The organism is Pseudoalteromonas sp. GW168-MNA-CIBAN-0100 (genome assembly GCF_040309225.1).
Taxonomy (GTDB): Bacteria; Pseudomonadota; Gammaproteobacteria; order Enterobacterales; family Alteromonadaceae; genus Pseudoalteromonas; species Pseudoalteromonas arctica.
The window spans coordinates 23,547-41,487 of sequence record NZ_JBEOOL010000036.1 but is presented as its reverse complement, the minus strand read 5'-3'; the positions used below and the strand labels follow the sequence as shown (position 1 = coordinate 41,487).

The 17,941-nt window shown below is 36.6% G+C and carries 15 protein-coding genes and 1 riboswitch; of the genes, 7 read left to right on the top strand and 8 right to left on the bottom strand.

Going from position 1 to position 17,941, the window contains the following annotated elements; all coding sequences use genetic code 11:
* Nucleotides 1–384 precede the first annotated feature (384 nt).
* Nucleotides 385–487, top strand: a riboswitch (yybP-ykoY riboswitch).
* 83 nt (nt 488–570) lie between these two features.
* Entirely contained in the window at nt 571–1,128 is a 558-nt protein-coding gene (locus tag AAEY62_RS17785) for a TMEM165/GDT1 family protein (protein WP_024591865.1), read from the top strand.
* Nucleotides 1,129–1,188: 60 nt separating this feature from the next.
* Here AAEY62_RS17785 and AAEY62_RS17780 read toward each other — a convergent pair whose 3' ends face one another.
* The 3 genes from AAEY62_RS17780 to AAEY62_RS17770 form a co-directional block, all read right to left on the bottom strand.
* Nucleotides 1,189–1,713, bottom strand: a complete 525-nt coding sequence (locus tag AAEY62_RS17780) for a DUF6436 domain-containing protein (RefSeq protein ID WP_024591866.1) — start codon at nt 1,711–1,713, stop codon at nt 1,189–1,191.
* Entirely contained in the window at nt 1,697–3,163 is a 1,467-nt protein-coding gene (locus AAEY62_RS17775; RefSeq protein WP_024591867.1) for a methyl-accepting chemotaxis protein, read from the bottom strand. Before AAEY62_RS17775 ends, AAEY62_RS17780 begins: the two co-directional genes overlap by 17 nt.
* A gap of 148 nt (nt 3,164–3,311) precedes the next feature.
* Nucleotides 3,312–3,863, bottom strand: a complete 552-nt coding sequence (locus tag AAEY62_RS17770; RefSeq protein WP_024591868.1) for an isochorismatase family protein — start codon at nt 3,861–3,863, stop codon at nt 3,312–3,314.
* Between the two features lie 166 nt (nt 3,864–4,029).
* On the opposite strand from AAEY62_RS17770, the gene AAEY62_RS17765 reads away from it, so the two are divergent.
* Nucleotides 4,030–8,529, top strand: coding sequence for an EAL domain-containing protein (locus AAEY62_RS17765; protein ID WP_024591869.1), 4,500 nt, complete (start codon nt 4,030–4,032; stop codon nt 8,527–8,529).
* Between the two features lie 84 nt (nt 8,530–8,613).
* Here the strand turns inward: AAEY62_RS17765 and AAEY62_RS17760 are convergent, their stop codons facing one another.
* Nucleotides 8,614–9,507: a cation diffusion facilitator family transporter gene (locus tag AAEY62_RS17760; RefSeq protein ID WP_024591870.1), complete on the bottom strand. Its 894-nt coding sequence runs from the start codon at nt 9,505–9,507 to the stop codon at nt 8,614–8,616.
* Nucleotides 9,508–9,891: 384 nt separating this feature from the next.
* Here AAEY62_RS17760 and AAEY62_RS17755 point away from each other — a divergent pair, with 384 nt between their 5' ends.
* The 3 genes from AAEY62_RS17755 (at nt 9,892) to AAEY62_RS17745 (ending at nt 12,891) form a co-directional block, all read left to right on the top strand.
* A complete protein-coding gene (locus AAEY62_RS17755; RefSeq protein WP_029769960.1) occupies nt 9,892–11,331 on the top strand; it encodes a diguanylate cyclase domain-containing protein in 1,440 nt (479 codons plus the stop codon).
* Between the two features lie 129 nt (nt 11,332–11,460).
* A complete protein-coding gene (locus AAEY62_RS17750) occupies nt 11,461–12,414 on the top strand; it encodes an SPFH domain-containing protein (protein WP_007581832.1) in 954 nt (317 codons plus the stop codon).
* A gap of 21 nt (nt 12,415–12,435) precedes the next feature.
* Nucleotides 12,436–12,891, top strand: a complete 456-nt coding sequence (locus AAEY62_RS17745; RefSeq protein WP_024591871.1) for an NfeD family protein — start codon at nt 12,436–12,438, stop codon at nt 12,889–12,891.
* 34 nt (nt 12,892–12,925) lie between these two features.
* On the opposite strand, the gene AAEY62_RS17740 is transcribed toward AAEY62_RS17745, so the two are convergent.
* Nucleotides 12,926–13,798 carry an SMP-30/gluconolactonase/LRE family protein gene (locus AAEY62_RS17740; RefSeq protein WP_024591872.1) on the bottom strand — a complete coding sequence of 291 codons (873 nt, stop codon included), beginning with the start codon at nt 13,796–13,798 and terminating at the stop codon, nt 12,926–12,928.
* A 166-nt stretch (nt 13,799–13,964) separates the two neighbouring features.
* Between AAEY62_RS17740 and AAEY62_RS17735 the strand changes: the two genes are divergently transcribed.
* On the top strand, nt 13,965–14,801 hold the full coding sequence (locus AAEY62_RS17735; protein ID WP_101164248.1) for a patatin-like phospholipase family protein: 837 nt from the start codon (nt 13,965–13,967) through the stop codon (nt 14,799–14,801).
* A 9-nt stretch (nt 14,802–14,810) separates the two neighbouring features.
* On the opposite strand, the gene AAEY62_RS17730 is transcribed toward AAEY62_RS17735, so the two are convergent.
* Genes AAEY62_RS17730 through AAEY62_RS17720 form a run of 3 tightly spaced genes read right to left on the bottom strand, consistent with a single transcriptional unit; the run spans nt 14,811 to nt 16,932 of the window.
* Nucleotides 14,811–15,056 (bottom strand): hypothetical protein, encoded by a 246-nt coding sequence (locus AAEY62_RS17730; RefSeq protein WP_101164247.1) that lies wholly within the window; start codon nt 15,054–15,056, stop codon nt 14,811–14,813.
* On the bottom strand, nt 15,053–16,648 hold the full coding sequence (locus AAEY62_RS17725) for a PepSY-associated TM helix domain-containing protein (RefSeq protein ID WP_198551863.1): 1,596 nt from the start codon (nt 16,646–16,648) through the stop codon (nt 15,053–15,055). Before AAEY62_RS17725 ends, AAEY62_RS17730 begins: the two co-directional genes overlap by 4 nt.
* A complete protein-coding gene (locus AAEY62_RS17720) occupies nt 16,645–16,932 on the bottom strand; it encodes a hypothetical protein (protein WP_024600574.1) in 288 nt (95 codons plus the stop codon). The genes AAEY62_RS17725 and AAEY62_RS17720 overlap by 4 nt, the downstream gene beginning before the upstream one ends.
* Before the next feature lie 236 nt (nt 16,933–17,168).
* Between AAEY62_RS17720 and AAEY62_RS17715 the strand changes: the two genes are divergently transcribed.
* Nucleotides 17,169–17,939, top strand: a complete 771-nt coding sequence (locus AAEY62_RS17715) for an undecaprenyl-diphosphate phosphatase (protein ID WP_197152998.1) — start codon at nt 17,169–17,171, stop codon at nt 17,937–17,939.
* The last annotated feature ends 2 nt before the right edge of the window (nt 17,940–17,941 follow it).

The following is a 17,941-nucleotide window of genomic DNA, read 5'->3' as shown; positions in this document are numbered from 1 at the left end:
CAAATATGGGATAACCCCAAGGTAAGTGTGGCTCAAATGGTCAGAATAGGATCTCCGCGTAGCGGCTTAGTTCAACAGCTTTATCAAAGGACACTTTCCCTATCTTAGAGCGAAAACGTCCTTATTTCATGAGCTTCTATTATTATCAAATAGTGTAAATTATTACCAGCTATAAATATTATGCTTACTGTAGTTTATTTACACATATGAAAAAGGAGATAGTTTCCTTTTATTCTTACTAAGTTAATGACAACTCACCTGAGTGACGGCTTATCGCTCTTTCCTGACTATCAACTAATTGCCAAAAGCTAACTTTATTACTCCCGAATAAATTAACTATATTCGATTCTTAATATTTACCACGCAAAAGTTTTGTGGAATAATGCCCGCCTCTTAGGGGAGTAGCCCGCTCAGTAATGAGTAAACTTATCAACATAATTGCACCTCATGTGCATGGTAAGTTTGTAATGCTGTAGCAAGCGTTATCGGCGAGACCTAGGTAGACACTATCCTCATGGCGGGAGATAGTTGTTTGCCTTGGTTTAGTATTCCCGCCTGTAAGAATCAATAATGGAAGTTTTTTTAACCTCAACCGTCACTGTCACACTTGCCGAAATAGGCGATAAAACCCAGCTTTTATCGCTCCTGTTAGCCGCCCGTTTTCGTAATAAAGGCGCGCTTATTCTTGGTATTTTAGCCGCAACTTTACTCAATCATGGTTTATCAGCATGGTTTGGGCAGTGGTTAACTAATAGTTTTTCTTCTGAATACTTACCTTGGCTTGTAAACATCAGTTTTATTGTCGTTGGCCTTTGGCTATTAATTCCAGACAAAGACGAAACTGTAAGTAGTAAATATGATAGCTACGGGGCTTTTTTAGTCGCTTTTGTATTATTTTTTATTGCAGAAATTGGTGATAAAACACAAATAGCCACCGTACTATTAGGCGCACAATATCAGTCTGTGTTTTGGGTAACAGTAGGAACCACGTTAGGTATGCTAATTGCTAACGTGCCTGTTATATACGCCGGAAATGCATTGCTAAAAAGAATATCACTAAACACTGTACGTGCTATTGCTGCTTGTGTGTTTGTCTCATTAGGTATTTATGGCTTAGTTACAATTTAATCAATATTAAAGCTCGCAACTATTGATTAAAGTGCGAGCTTTAGTTTATCGATACGTTATTTATGCATTATTTACACAGTAACATCCCTTGGTTTGTGTAATTAAGAGATTTGAGTTAAAACCAGCAGCTAAATTAGTGACCACAGTTTCAACAAAACCACTTCCTTGGGCGCAAGCTAGACCTTCGGAGAGCGGCCCTGCATAAACAAATTCACCCGCTTTGTTAATAATAACAGCAGCAGGAGTAGCTGGAATAACGTGTTTAAGAATTGGTGTTAATTCAACTTGCACAATCTTCATGCCTTTATTTGTAGCAAAAGAATTTAACGATGAAATATGTGGTTTAGCTTGTATAGTACACCCACAGTTTTTTTCTGTTATAATCACTAAAGACGGCTCACCAGTATCAACCCAATCTAATTGCTTTTTAAAATTACTAAACCAATGTTTTTGCAATAAAATTTTTGAGCTATCAAACGGTTTAAGCTGCTCTAATTGAAAATAAACTAACCCTGCAACAACACAAATAAGCCATGTAGCTATAAGCGAAAATACGAAAGTGTTAGATTTATTTAAACTTGGCAATGCTTTGCTCTAACAAATCAATACTTACGTCTATTAACTGCACCTTAGCAGTTAACTGCTGCACTATTTGCGTATCTTGGTACTGATTTTGGCGCATAGTATCAGTACTGCTTGCTATTAATTCAGTATTACCTGCCTGCTCAGCTACAACTTGTGCAACTGAATCAGAGCTTGAAGATACTGCAGCTATTTGCTCGCTCATTGCTGAAATATTCTCTTTCATCGCAGCACTAATACTTGTTAAATCCACTACAAAACTTACACACTGACTCATTGATTGCGTTGACGTTTTACTATTATTAACGAGATCTTTTAATGTTAAACTAATTTTATCTGTTGTTGCTTTACTATGATTAGCCAAAGATCTCACCTCATCAGCAACAACAGCAAAACCTCGACCATGCTCGCCTGCACGGGCAGCTTCAATAGCAGCATTTAAAGCAAGTAAGTTAGTTTGCTCGGCAATACCTGATATCTCATTAAGAAGACCTGAAATAACATCACCCGCAGCCACTAAGTGGTTAATTTTTTCTTCGGTATGGTTAAGTAGTGTTAGCAGCTCTCTACTTTTAGCGTCTGTTTGAAGTACTTCTTTTAATGCATCGCTCGCAGCTTGTGTAATATGGTCTACTTGACGCTTAAGCACCTCACTTTCTTCTTCTACAAGTTTAAAACCATTAGCAACTTGAGCGCCAGAATTAGCAATATCATCAGTTTGTTGTGTACGCTGTACTGCGCCACCCGCCAACTGATCATGAACATGAATAAGCTCTTGTGAGTTTTTTTGCAGTGATTCTGATTGAGTTTGTACCTGTTTAATAACATCAGATAAGTAATCTAGTAACGTGTTAAACCCTGCTACAGCCTCACTTTTAGTGTCATCAGCGCGTAGAGAGAGTTTAATGTTTTCGGGGTCTTTCATTATTTGCTCTGTCGCATAACTTAAAGATAAACCCGCACGACGTTCGCGTTGCAACGTTATAGCGATGTAGCCTGCAACTAGCACCTCAACTATTGCGTATCCAGCATGAATAAGCACCGTAGTAAAAGCAAGCCTATCAGGGTCAAATACGTAAAACCCTGTATTTTGAGTTTGTAAATAATAAAAAGATAAATGATGAACAGCTACAAATACAATTGTAGTAATAAACACTCGCCACTGTACAAAAACAATTAACATGGGCATTAAAATAAATATTTCAAAATGGACTTCAATCAACCCAAAAGTTTGTTGAATGTGCAAAAAAGAAAACATCATTATGGCGGCAGCTACCACATGCGGGGTAACAGGACTGTCCCCTTGTGTGTTTAAAAGCCATATAGGTAATAAACACAATGGCAAACCTATCATAAAGGCCTGCGCTAATGTGTCGAAATACAAGCCAATAGCGATAGATTCGACAAACAAAAGACTAAAAATAATTGTAAATAACCGGCCAATACTAGACATAAGAACCTTAAAATTGTTGTTTGCATTGTTGTTTTATAAAGCAGTTTGCAATATACGTATCAAAACGAGTTTCAGTTTACTGAACACAATAATAAACTACCGACACATTAAAAAATAATACATTTAATTTACATTACATACATGCGGTCTACTTAATTATAGGCAGTATTTTTTTAAACGTAGGTGTTGCTGCTTTTTTTGTCCATTGAAAAATAACTATTTCAGCGCATGAAATTACCGAACCAGCTTGGCGTAGCTGTTCAATCGCCAAATTTTTATGTTGCGGATTTCTCGAGCCAACTCCGTCGTGTACGATAATAACTTCAAAACCATTTTCTATTAAATCTAAGCATGTTTGTAAAACACACACATGTGCTTCAGTGCCAACAACAACAACTTGCTTTTTACCATAGCTTTTTAACTTATCAACAAAGCCAGGCTCTGCACACGCACTAAAGTACGTTTTATGAAAATACGTAGCATTAGGTAACGTATTTTTAATTTGCTGATTAGTCTCGCCCAACCCTTTGACATATTGCTCGGTTATTAAGGCCGGGACGCCGTGAATAATACCGGCCTGCACTAACTGCAATGTACTTTTTAAAATATTCGGAAAGTCTTTAATTGCAGGAGCAAGCAACGCTTGTAAGTCTATTATTAATAACACGCTGTTTTTTGCATCAATATTAGATAAAACCACTATACTCTCCTTATGAACATTAGCTGTTATCTATATAGATTAGCTCACTATTTGAAAATAGAGCTTTTAACTTTACGTATATTATTTGTAATTAAAAAATAAAAACTTATGCTATATTTACTATCTAGCTAAGTATCATCCTATCTTCCACTGAGAGTGTTTATAAGTGCGTTTGAGCAAACTTTTTTTTCATATCACCATTGTTTTTTTACTATGCATCCAAAGCACTTTTGCATCACAAAACTATGCTCAACAATTACAACGAATTTCTACTGACGAAGGTCTCTCGCATGGTTATGTTGTCAACATTCAAGAGGATGATATCGGCTTTATATGGGTAGCGACTCAGCAAGGTTTAAACCGTTTTGATGGGTATCAAGTTACCACGTTTGACGGCGGTTTTGGTTTAGATAAACATTACATATATGCATTATTAAAAACAAATGATGGTAAGTTGATAGTTTCCACCGATATTGCAGGTGCATACATTATTGATCCAATAACGCTAAAAACAGAAAAAATTTACTCTGGACAAATAGATAAAGAAAAGCAGCTTTACTCTCCTATTTCAGCAATAGCTGAACAGCATGGTCTTTATTATTTAGCCATAGATGAACAAGTATTCAGATACGATAAAGCAAGTAAGCTTTTTGTATCAATATTAAGCTTACCTAGCAAAGATGATTATATCCGAGCATTAAAAATCGACAAAAATACACTCTATGTGGGCGCTAATAGTGGTTTATTTACTGCAAACTTAGCGACTAACCAATTAGTTGAATTGCCATTTCATTCCCCTGAGAAAACAACCGCAGACAATAAAAATGTAAAGTTTTTAAACGTGGATGACGAGTTAGGTTTACTCGTCGGTACTGTTGAAGGTATGTACCAAATTGCCTTTAATGATAATAAAGAAATAGACAGTTCAAATATAACAACCATAATCCCAGACTATAATATATGGGAATACATCAATAGTATTTACGGCGAATTTGTTGCGACAGAAAAAGGTTTATATAGCTACCATCGAGAAACTGGAGAGTTTGAATTCATATTAAGCTTTGATAAAAGTAAGTTTGATGTAAGTGAAAACTCTATTAATGATATTATGATCGATAAGTCTGGTACACTTTGGCTTACCTCAAGAACCCAAGGCGTATTTACTTGGCCAATTAAATCACGCCGATTTAAACATATACTTTTACCTGGTAACAATACCATCCACAAAATTTATCAAGACAAAGATAATATCATATGGCTTGCTACCGATGATGGCATTGCCCGTTATGATCCACTCACTAAACAAACCGATATTTTTCTCAATACCACCGATCCCAAAGCTGCATTTGGTAATGCTGCTATTTACGATATATTTCCATCATCAATAGGAGACGATTACCTATGGTTATCAACTTTTAATGGTTTTCAATTTTTTGACAAGAGAAGCGGCGAAATTATTGAAAACACAGGTGCTAATAAAGGTTTATTAATACGATATGATATATTTGGTTTCGCTCAAATAAAATCGAATGAATATGCATTTTTAACTGATAAAAACTATTATGTACTCGATGAAAAAACGGGCAAATCTAGAGTTATAAAAGGTCTTAAAGAACTGTTAGACCCCATTAATGCCTACTCGTTTCATACCCCATTAGAAAGCCACCCGAATGAATTTGTTATTGGTACAAATAAAAACCTATATAGGTACAACGAGAAAACACAAAAATTAACACGTATCTTTCAAACTCTAAACCCTAAGAATGGCCTTTTTACAACGATAGAAAACTATTATTTAGATTCAAAAAGAAATATTCTCTGGTTAGCCAGTACCTATGAAGGTTTATTTGGTGTAGACCCAATAACCTACGAAATTAAGCATCACATTGGCTCAAAAAATGCTGTTAATACTGACGAAATATATTCCCTCTTACCTGACGAATATGGTTTTTTATGGATTAGCACTAAAAATGGGTTATATCAGCTAAACCTCGATACGCTTAGTTTGGCAAGTTACTCAACAAAAGACGGCTTAGTTACGAACCAATTTTCAGCTATTGCCGCAATACCACTAAATGATGGTCGGCTTATGTTTGGGACTAACAACACAGGCGCTATTGTATTTGACCCATCGGACTTTTTAAAACAAGAACAGCTTAGCCATCAAAAATTAGCCATTACAGATATTAACCTTTTTACGAGAGAGCTGAATTATATACCTAATAAATATCTCAACATGCCTCTTGAGTTAGATTATGAGGATATGGGCTTAACCGTTAATTTTTCCACCTTTGCATACCCGAATGTCGAAAAAACGTATTATAAAGTAGTTCTTGATGGACCCACTTCGCTTTCCTACGAAGACTTAAGATCTAATCATGTCTTTTTCACTAAACTCCAACCCGGTAATTACTCGCTAACAATATCGGCACATACTAAAGAAGGGCTTAGAACCAGTGATCTGATAAGCATTCGAATAAATGTAGCCTACGCACCATGGAAGTCGCCCTTTGCTATTGCCGCCTATGTAATTTTAATAATTGCCGTGTTGTTTTTCATTTTTTGGCAATACCGCAGCCGCCAAGTTGCAATAGAACAAGCGCATAGAGCCACTATTCATTCGCAAAAGCAAACAGAACTCGCGCTTAAAAATAACAAAAGCGGCGTGTGGGATTATAATTTTAAAGATGCTTCCGTAAGTACGCTCAGAGGAAGTGAATTAGGCTATACAGGCTTACCTGTACGCGTACACATAGAACAATTTTTAGCGCTAATACACAAAGATGATCGACGTCGTTTTGAAAACCAATGGGAAAACTACTTCAAGTACAAAAAACAGCAAAACTGGCAAGCAACTTATCGTTTACAGCATAAAGAAGGGCATTGGTTATGGTATCAAGATACAGGACAAGTTATATACGATCCTCAAACAAATGAGCCGCTATATGTTTCTGGCATATATACCAATATCACTGAGCAACGGGCTAATGAGCAACAAGCAAAAATTTTAGGTGAAGCGTTTAGCCAAATAAACGACTGGTTACTTATACTCGATAAACATTTAATGCCATTTTCTGCGAACAACAGTTTTATTGAAACGTTTTCAAATGAACAAGCAGCCACTAAAATTAGTCCAAAATTATTTATTAGGGCCATTGGTAAAGATAAATGTAGAGAGTTTGCAAATATTCTAAAAAAATTAAAAGCTACAGAAAACTGGCAAAGTGATGCTTATATAAAAACAGCAAAAAGTAACGAACATCCAATACATATAAGCGCCACAGCCGTAACAAAAGATACTGCAAGCTACTACGTAGTTGTTATTACAGATTTAACTGAGCAAAAACGTGCTGAAAACGAATTGCGCTATTTGGCTAATTTTGACCCTCTAACACATCTCCCAAATCGTAGTTTAATGTATCAAAACATTGAAAAAGCGATTAAACATGCCAATGAGAGTAATACACAATGCGCATTATTATTTATTGATTTAGATAAGTTCAAACCTGTTAATGACTCTTTTGGCCACGCAGTTGGCGATAAGCTGCTTTGTAATATTACCCAAAGAGTAAACGGTATGCTTGGCGCAAACGCAAAACTTGGTCGCCAAAGTGGTGATGAATTTTTAGTGCTGATTCAAAATATAAAATCGCTTCAGTCTCTTCGCGATACAGTAAGAAAAATTAGTAATGAGTTAGCTAATAAAGTAATTATTGAAGACTTCTCTATTAATATTTCAGCCAGTATTGGCGTAGCTCTATACCCATTCGATGCTGTAACCACCGATATACTTATCCGTAATGCCGATGTTGCGATGATGCACGCTAAACAAGGCGGGAGAAACGACTTTAAGTTTTTTAGCGATGAAATGAATGAGCTGATAAAACAAAAATTACTGCTCGAAAATGATTTAAAAGATGCAGTGAAAGACAACCGATTTTTTAATCACTATCAACCCATTATCGACATAGAAGAAAAAACAATAAATGGCGTGGAGTTACTCATGCGCTGGAAAAATGAAGGCCAGTTAGTATCCCCAGCACTTTTTATTCCGGTAGCAGAAGAAACCGGTTTAATAGAGCTCCTTACTGAGCAAGCATTGCAACGAGCTCTTATTGAAATTGCACCTATACTAAGCGCAAACCCATTGTTTTATATATCTTTAAACTTATCTCCTAAACACATTTTAAAAACAAACATAACCCAGCGGCTAATGTCCATATTAGCGGACTCTCAAGTTCATCCAAGACAATTAAGACTTGAAATAACAGAGAGTATTTTACTAGAAGATAAACTCAAAGCAGCCAAGCAGCTACAAAACTTAAAAGCTGCTGGGTTTAAATTACTACTTGATGATTTTGGTACTGGTTACTCGTCACTCACCTATTTGAGCCAATTTCCTATTAATGTTATTAAAATAGATCAAAGCTTTGTAAACAGTATTGGTATAGATAAAGGTGATGAGTCGATTATTAAAACCATTCTTTCGTTGGCCGAAAACCTAGATCTTTACTGTATTGCAGAAGGAGTAGAAACGCGCGAACAGATGATCTTTTTAGCCGAGGTTGGGTGTACTGTACTGCAGGGTTATTACTTTGCAAGGCCAATGGATGCTAAAGACTTACGTAAAAGCGATTGTTTTAGCAATATCTTTGATTTGATTTGATTTGATTTGATTTGATTTGATTTGATTTGAAACATTAAAAGCGTGCTAATCATTATTACACGCTTTTATATTAATTAGATGCTACTAATGGATGTGATGGCATTCGTGGCTTTCTATTTGTAATACACTATTGCGTACATTAAATTTTTCAGCTAACAGTTGTTCTACCTTCATACGACATGCTTCATCGTGTTTTTCAATAGTACAATGCTCTTTAAGTACAACGTGCGCCCCGACTACTACACCCTTATATTTACGCGTTACAGTGACGTTATGGACATTGTGAACATGCTCCATATCTGTAATCTCACTTTCAATATCTGCTACTTTAGGGAGTTTTGCCTTATTTAAGCGTAAACCTTTTATACAACTAATAATAACCTTAATACCGGTAAACAACACGAAAGAGGCGATTAACATGCTCGATAAAATATCGATAACAACCCAGCCCGTAAAATATATAAGAATACCAGCCACAAATGTCGATACGGTAGAAATCAAATCAAAGAATGAATGTAAAAATACCGCGTAAACATTAATACTCGCTTTGCGGCCTTTATATAAAACCCATGCAGCAGCACCATGAAACAAAAAACCAATAGCAGCAATAACCGACATTAAATAACTATTAATAGCCAGCTCATTTCCTTCATGCTGGTGTATATAGCGCTCACCACCTTCATACAAAATAATTAAACTGATTGCTAGGTATAAAAATCCGTTCACCAGACCACCCAAAAGCTCGGCTCTTTGATGACCATCGTTATAGGTTTTAGCAAAATGAATAGCGAGACTTGATGCAATCAGTGCGATGAATAACGAACTATTGTGAACAAACAAATGCCCCGCATCGGCAAGTACAGCAAGCGAATTAGAATAATAAGCACCTATAACCTGAATTACCATAAACGAACACGTAATTGCTAGCGCAATAAGTAACCGACGACGAGAAGCTTGGTGTGTAGTGATTTCTGTCATGAAATGCTTGAATAACCTATACTTAAAGTGCAAATAAACCAAAGATGGATTAGAGTAGAAAAGGGTAATGATATACAGTATCAATTATAATACGTACCGCCCTCAAACGCACTAAAAACTTAGTAAATCAAAAAAAATGTGCTAATAATTAGTAGGGCTTGTTGAACTTCGGTGGTTGAATTTGCAGTAGTATTTTTGTTTTTTAGGCAAGGCAGAGTCTATGTAGTGTGGCTATTCCCCATAAATAGGCAATAACGCAGTATAAATACAAAACATGCGCTGCCCTTTGAGCTCGATCTAAGGACGATTAACACGCCCAAGTAAAAACAATAAAAAATACAATAGATAACAATTTAATTGTGGCTTAAACACATGGAGAGTTGAGTGAGTAATAACCTATCAGATGAAATATGGCGAAACTTGGAGTTACTGCCGTTTTGTGTATTACTTTATGATGCCAATGAAAATATATTTAAAGTTAACAGCCAAGCACAGGACTTGTTTGGCTTAAAAGACCAATCACATTTTAATAAAATTGATTTTGCACACATCACTTTGACCAATCATCACAGTAAAAAAGAACTGTTAATCGAAGATCTATTCTTAGACTATTTTACAGCAAATAATCAATGCCAGTTTGCTTTATCAAAACAAACATCTAAATTACTACTCAATGTAAAATTTGCAAAATTACCTAACTCACATTCAATTATTATCATTGATATATTAAATAACAATGTCGAAGAACAATATGATTTTGATAATATCATTTCGAACATATCAACTGACTTAATTGATATTCAAAACGACGACGTTGATAAGCATATCAACTATGCATTAAAAGCTATTGGTACCGTATGCCACGCAGATAGAAGTTATTTATTTAAGTTTGCCGAGGACGGTAAAACAATAAATAACACTCACGAATGGGTAAATAACGATATACAAGCATTTAAAGACGACTTACAGGACCTTCCAAAAAGCGACCTCCCTTATTTTTTTACTTTAATGGCCCGTACTCACTTATTTAGAGTTAACGATGTAACGTTGTTACCTATCCAAGCAACGAGCGAAAAAATAATTTTTCAGCGACAAAAAATAAAATCAGTACTTTGCATCGGGTTACGTTATGACAAAGAGCTCGTTGGCTTTATAGGCTGTGATTGCGTTGTTCAAAAGCGAAACTGGACTGATTTAGACCTTATTCGCCTAAGGTTAGTAGGTGAAATGCTTGCTAATGCTTTCAAAAATTTAAATTATAAGCAAGAGCTACAACAAGCTCAACAGCAACTCATTAATGCCAATCATAAACTTAACAAACAAGTTAATACTGATGGCCTTACAAACATTGCTAACAGACGCTGTTTTGATCAAACTTTAAAATGCGAAATAAAGCGCGGCGCACGTAATAAAGAACCCATTAGTTTAATAATGTGTGATATTGATTTTTTTAAGCGTTATAACGATAACTATGGGCATCAGCTCGGAGACGAAGTGTTAAAACGAGTTGCCAAAGCGCTGCATGATCTTTGTAAACGTGAAGGTGATTTAGCCGCTCGTTTCGGTGGTGAAGAATTTGCGATAATTTTACCTGCAGTCGACACAGATCATTGTCAAAGGTTTGCTGTTCTTATTCAGGAAAAAATCGCAGAACTCGCAATTGAACATAATTTTTCAAGTGCTAGTAATTACCTCTCTTTGAGTATTGGATTTTATAGCCTTATACCCAATCAAAAAACAACACCTAAAGAAGTAATAACTAACGCCGACATAGCCCTTTATAACGCAAAAGAAACAGGCAGAAATAAAATAGCCAGTTTTTAAAAAACCGACTAAGTCGGCGCGCTACAGTGAGTTTTAGTGGTTAAAAGTTCGCTGTAGTGATAATCTATACACGCTGAAATTATAAACAATACAACCACTCAGCGTTTAATTATTATAAGGAATGTTTAAATGGATCCAGTCACACAAATTCTCGATATGGTTTTTACTGTTGAGGCTTTTTTACTTGTTTTTGTTATCGTGCTTTTAAAAAGTAGCGTTAAATTTGTACCACAAAACCGCGCCTGGTTAATCGAACGTTTTGGTAAATACCAATCAACTAAAGAAGCCGGCCTCAACTTTATTATTCCATTTATTGATAGAATCTCGGCTGATCGTAGCTTAAAAGAACAAGCTCAAGATGTACCATCGCAGTCAGCTATCACTAAAGATAACATCTCACTTATAGTTGATGGCGTACTGTACTTTAGAGTACTAGACCCATACAAAGCAACGTATGGCGTTGACGACTATACGTTTGCAGTTGTACAACTTTCACAAACAACAATGCGTTCAGAATTAGGTAAAATGGAGCTTGATAAAACATTTGAAGAGCGTGATTTACTTAATACCAACATTGTTGCAGCTATAAACCAGGCATCTGAGCCTTGGGGTATTCAAGTACTTCGCTACGAAATTAAAGATATTGTGCCGCCTAACTCTATTATGGAAGCGATGGAAGCACAAATGAAAGCTGAGCGTGTTAAACGAGCTCAAATTTTAGAGTCAGAAGGTGATCGCCAAGCAAATATCAACGTTGCTGAAGGTAAAAAACAAGCACAAGTACTTGCTGCTGAAGCCGACAAAGCCGAGCAAATTTTACGCGCTGAAGGTGAAGCAACAGCTATTACTACAGTTGCAGAAGCACAAGCAAATGCACTTATTAAAATAGGTGAAGCTGCAGATACAGAGCAAGGTCAAAAAGCAATTCAGCTAGATTTAGCAACTAAAGCAATCGCGGCTAAAGAAGCTATTGCTCGTGAATCATCAATTGTATTACTACCAGACAACGCGACAGATGCAAGCTCAATGGTTGCCCAAGGTATGGCAATCATTAATAGCTTAAATAAAAAGCATCTGGGTTAATAACTAAATAAAGAGGTTTGTATGGATTTTATTACGCAAAATTTACCGCAAACACTTATGGTACTTGGTATTGTTGCTTTAATAATAGAAGTAGCAGTACTTGGCCTTTCTACATTTATTTTGTTGTTTTTTGGATTATCGTTATTCCTTACAGGATTATTAATGAGTTTTGGTATTTTGCCTGACTCATTAACAACAGCCCTTTGGAGTAATGCAGTTGTAACAGCTGGCTTGGCCGTTGCACTTTGGAAACCATTAAAACAAATGCAAAATCGCGTAGATAAGAAGCAAGTGAATAGTGATTTTGCTGAACTTACTTTTGTACTTACTAGCGATGTAACAGAACAAGGTTTAACTACACATCAATATTCAGGTATTAGCTGGAAACTCAAAAGTGAGCAACCAATTAGCGCCGGTACTGAGGTTTTAGTAACCAAAAAAGAAGTGGGTGTTATGTGGATTAAGCCTAAAAGCTAATCATCACTTTAAAACAAGCACTGTGTATAATAAATTACAGTAAAACGGGCGGCTCAAACTGCCCGTTTTTTATGCCTGAGATTTGAAATACAGCGCCTTGTTCACTAACAGTATTATTAATCGATTCATCAAATGCCGATGTCACAAGTAACAATTCAGCATTTTCACCACCAAATGCGGTGCATGTCGGTTTTATTGCACAAAGCTTTATTGTTTTAATTAGCTCACCGCCTGGGGATAAACATATAACACACCCCATTCCCCAAACAGCTAGCCACAAATTACCTAATTGGTCGGTTACGCAGCCATCGGGGTCAACATCAGTGTTATTAAATTGATAAAAAACACGTGGCTCAGAGCAAGGTTCGCCAGTTTGCTCATCCAAATCTAATACATAAATACAACTCGTTAAAGAGTCGCAGTAATAACCGCGTAAACGTGGCTTATCAAAGCACAATCCATTTGGGATACTCAAACCACTTACAACGGCTTTAAGCTGGTGTTTATAATAACGGTATATTTTACCGTAACCTTTTTTAGCATTTACGTTCATTGTACTTAACCAAAAACCACCCCATGGATCAGCGCGGCCGTCGTTTGAACGCCTATTTAGTTGTGTATTTTCAATATTAAGAATAAGGTGGCGAGTGCTCGAATTAATATGGTATTTATATAAACCAGTGCTTGTACCTAGCAACAAGTGCTGCTCATCAATCCACGCTATTGCACTGAGCGTATCGGGCATATTAACTGTTTTTGGTTGGCTTTCGCTGTGTATTTTTTTGCTTAAAAGTAATTTTTTATTTATGTCGACCCAAAAAAAAGTATTCAGCATAGGGTGCCAAAGAGGACTTTCTGCAAGCTGATTCTGTGTGCTTTCAAAAATGGTTACGCTAGGGTCAAACATAAATACTTATTCTTTATTATTAACAAAGCCTTGTAACCCAAACCTTACCAGAAAACAGTGAATTTCGCGATGTGTACCTGGCTTTAATTTATCAACACATTTAGTAATCTCTATCGCATTTTTTAGACTGAGTTGATAACATCAAATTTAATAAAAAGGATTGACCATGAACAACAATAATAAAAACACACTCGTCGTTGAAGGCGGTGCAATGCGCGGTATATTTGCCGCAGGTGTGCTTGATGAGTTTTTAAAACAGCAATATCAGCCGTTTGAACGCTATTTTGGTGTTTCAGCCGGGGCAACTAATATAGCCGCATTTTTATGCAAACAACCAATGCGAAATTATAAAGTGATTACTGACTACTCATGCCGTCCTGAATTTATTAATTTAGCGCGCTTTATTAAAGGTGGTCATTTATTTGATTTAGATTGGTTATGGCAAGAAACAATTCGCGAAATACGCCTACATACGGAGGTCTTTGAGCAAACTCCACACGAGTTTTATATTGTATCTACGGCAATCGAATCAGGCAAAGCACATTATTTAAAAGCCACCAGCGCCGATATGGTGCATCAATTAAAAGCATCATGCGCTATACCCATTGCATATCGTGACTACCCTATTATTAATGACATAGCGATGACCGATGGCGGTGTTGCTGATTCAATTCCGGTAATAAAAGCTTACGAAATGGGCGCACGCGAAATCACCGTTATTTTGTCTCAATGTTTAGGCTATCGTAAAAAATCAAGTAAGGCACCTTGGCTTACTAAAAAAATGTATAAAAACTATCCAGCATTAATTCAAACGACCTTAAACAGGGCTGATTTTTATAATAAGTCTATCGATTTTATTATAGATCCACCAAATGACTGCAAAATCAATATCATTGCACCACCGGCTAATTTTAAAGTTGGGCGTACCACTAAAAAGTTTGAAATACTTAATAGTGGTTACAACATGGGAGTTGATACTGCTAAGGCCTTTTTAGCTAAATAACTGCATTATTTAACCTAATAATTGCGGTGCTTTACCCGCAATAACTGCGGTTAGTAAACCAGCTAACATAGCTCCCACAACGGTGCATATTGCACCGCCTAAAATACCGTAAACACTCATAAAACATATCAGCGCTAAACCAAATAGCAGTGCACTTAAAAATGTTTTAGCCGCTAATGTAAGTGTGTTTTTTCGTAGGTTGAGCATCATGAGTAGTAAACTCACCATCGCAATTGTAATTAGTAGCTCGTTCATGCGGGTTGTACCTCAACTTGTAATTTTTGTGTGTTTTTTATTTTTAAGGCAACAAACATACACACGATACCCACCACCATAAAGCTTATATCTACTACCGCGACAAGCGAGCTATTAAGGTTAATAACATTGCTAACGCCAAGTAAAATATTAAGTGGCAGCACCAAAGCAAGCGAAGCGCCGCATAGTAAAAGAGTCAGCTTAAAGTAGTTTTTATAACCTATGGGTAATACACTTAATAGTAACCATGCCAACCACGTATAAAAGAACACGGGTCCAAAAAAGCTATTTTGCGCCACACCAACAACGCTATAATTAAGTAAAACTTGCATAGGAAATAGCACAAAGCTTGCTAATACCAAACCGCCACAACTGCCAATAATAAAACGATTCCAGCGTGCATATGCCTGCATACTCAGTGAAGGGCTACTACCACGTGTGCGCTTTGTTAGCCACATCATCATGCCCGAAATAGGTAAAAGCGCAGTACTTAAGCCAAGCAATACCCAAAGTAATTTTACAAACACTCCTGCAAAGTTCCCAAAGTGCAGCGGAAACATCAACTCAATTACTTTTATCGAAACACCTGAAATATCACCAAAACTACTCATCGACTGCACAAACTCACCATTGCCCTGATAATGCAGTAACTGAGAAGCAACAGCCTCGCCACCTAACAAACGCAAATATACCTGCGCATTCGCATCGTTATGCGCCATTATTGTGACATCCCTAATTATTGCTTCAGGGTAACGACTATGAGCATGCTCTAAAATAGTGTCTATTTTTGTAGGTTGCTTAATGTGGCTAACTACAGGCTCAGGAATAGCGGTAAACGTTTCTATTAACTTATCTTGATCGCCACCAAAGCTCACAAACGCAGCTGCTGGTAGTAAAATAATGGTCGCGAGCCCTAAAAATGATCCTGTAAAACCAATCACAATATTAAATACGCTGCCCCAAATACCTATAACCTTATGAGCATCGCTTACTGCAATATCTAACCCTTTATCTCGCCTAAACGTAAAGAGCTCTTTTATCAATTTGCGATGAATAAACAAGCCTGTCACTGCACTTACTAAAAGCGTTAAACCTAAAAACCCAGTGAGTATTAACCCAATTGGTCGCCCTAAATGCAAATCTGCATGAAATTCACCTATATAAGTTGGCGCATCCGTTTTTTTATTGGCGTAAAACTCTTTACTAGGCCCATAGTAAGTATTTTCCAGCGTCAACGTATCGGGATGAAATTGAAATACTCTGGCCACCTCTTGGTCGTAATTTTCATCGCCATGGTGAGATTCAAATACCAACGTTAACAAATGAAAGTTATGCCCACTTGGTAAAAACACATGAATGTTTTCGCCAAATTCACTAGGTACTTTTTTATGGTATTCGTTTACTAGTCGGTTAATTTGCGCGCTGGCAACGTATTGGCTAGATTGTAGTTCTGGATTAGCCCATATTTTTAACTCAGGTCGCGACAGAACTGCTAACGCCCCACTAAATGCAACAATAAATAGCAGTACCGCAGTAATAATTCCTACCCAGCTATGTAATAAAAATAGCTTTTTTAAAGTAATCGACTTCATCCCTGCCCCTGCGTTAACGCCCAAAAACTCAATAAACCATGTAATACACACAATGCAATCATTACTACAAAAGGTTGCCATACTTTTTGCGCCAAATACGCATAAATAAACAACGCAGTCCAAATAACAGGAAAGAGTAAAATAGGCAGTAATATTTGTTCATTCATTTGAAACGGTAAATAGGTTGTCATACCCGGAATCATTATTACCGCTGTAACTAGCGCTAATACACACGCAATTAAGTGCCTTCGCCGTGTAGCTGTAAACGTTTTTTTATTATTCATTATTCGCTCAATAAATTTGCCCAAACATATACAAAACAGCACATGCAAATGATAACAATTGTCATTATATTGTGCATTTAATGCTTAATGCAATTTATTAAACAAATTAAGTTTAAAAACACTGTTGGTTTACCTTAAGAGCTTTTATGCTACGCCTCGTAATTTAGGTACGCAGTAATGCGTCATTTCAGTTAAGCCGAGTTCGGGCTTTTTAATTTTTCAGGAAGCAGTAAACCGTGGATATAATTAACGCGATTATTTTAGGTATTATTGAAGGTATAACAGAATTTTTACCCATATCATCAACTGGGCACTTAATTGTAGCGTCAAAGTGGTTAGGCATTGAACCAACAGATGCTAACCTCGCCTTCGAAGTAATTATCCAGCTTGCCGCCATTTTAGCGGTACTAGCCAACTATAAAGACAAGTTTAGCCCTAAACATTTCAATTTATGGGTGAAAGTTGCCATTGCATTTATTCCTTTGGGTATTATTGGTTTTATATTTAGTGATGTAATAAAAACACTGTTTAGCGTACAGGTAGTAGGTGTTATGTTTATTGTAGGCGGTGTGATTTTTTTACTATTAGAGCGCAGTTATAAAGAGACTCACTGCACAACTACCGATGTAACCCAAGTTACTTATAAACAAGCTCTTTGGATTGGCGTAGCACAAGTATTTGCGTTAGTTCCAGGGACTAGTCGTGCTGGAAGTTCTATTGTTGGTGCCATGTTGTGTGGTTTAAACCGAAAAGCCAGCGCTGAATTCTCATTTTTACTTGGTTTACCTGTACTTGCAGCAGCCTCAGGGTACGACTTACTTAAACATTACCAACTGTTTAGCTTAGATGACCTAACTGCCCTTACTGTGGGTTTTTTAACGTCTTTTATAGTCGCTTACTTTACTATTAAACTATTCATACGCTTTCTAGAAAATTTCACTTTTGTTAGTTTTGGTCTTTACCGAATCGTATTTGGTGTTATTTTATTAGCTATAGCCTACACATAAGA

Coding starts and splice junctions, on each gene's coding strand:
- AAEY62_RS17785 (WP_024591865.1), top strand. CDS start 571: ATGGAAGTTTTTTTAACCTCAACCGTCACTGTCACACTTGCCGAAATA.
- AAEY62_RS17775 (WP_024591867.1), bottom strand. CDS start 3,163: ATGTCTAGTATTGGCCGGTTATTTACAATTATTTTTAGTCTTTTGTTT.
- AAEY62_RS17760 (WP_024591870.1), bottom strand. CDS start 9,507: ATGACAGAAATCACTACACACCAAGCTTCTCGTCGTCGGTTACTTATT.
- AAEY62_RS17750 (WP_007581832.1), top strand. CDS start 11,461: ATGGATCCAGTCACACAAATTCTCGATATGGTTTTTACTGTTGAGGCT.
- AAEY62_RS17745 (WP_024591871.1), top strand. CDS start 12,436: ATGGATTTTATTACGCAAAATTTACCGCAAACACTTATGGTACTTGGT.
- AAEY62_RS17740 (WP_024591872.1), bottom strand. CDS start 13,798: ATGTTTGACCCTAGCGTAACCATTTTTGAAAGCACACAGAATCAGCTT.
- AAEY62_RS17735 (WP_101164248.1), top strand. CDS start 13,965: ATGAACAACAATAATAAAAACACACTCGTCGTTGAAGGCGGTGCAATG.
- AAEY62_RS17730 (WP_101164247.1), bottom strand. CDS start 15,056: ATGAACGAGCTACTAATTACAATTGCGATGGTGAGTTTACTACTCATG.
- AAEY62_RS17725 (WP_198551863.1), bottom strand. CDS start 16,648: ATGAAGTCGATTACTTTAAAAAAGCTATTTTTATTACATAGCTGGGTA.
- AAEY62_RS17720 (WP_024600574.1), bottom strand. CDS start 16,932: ATGAATAATAAAAAAACGTTTACAGCTACACGGCGAAGGCACTTAATT.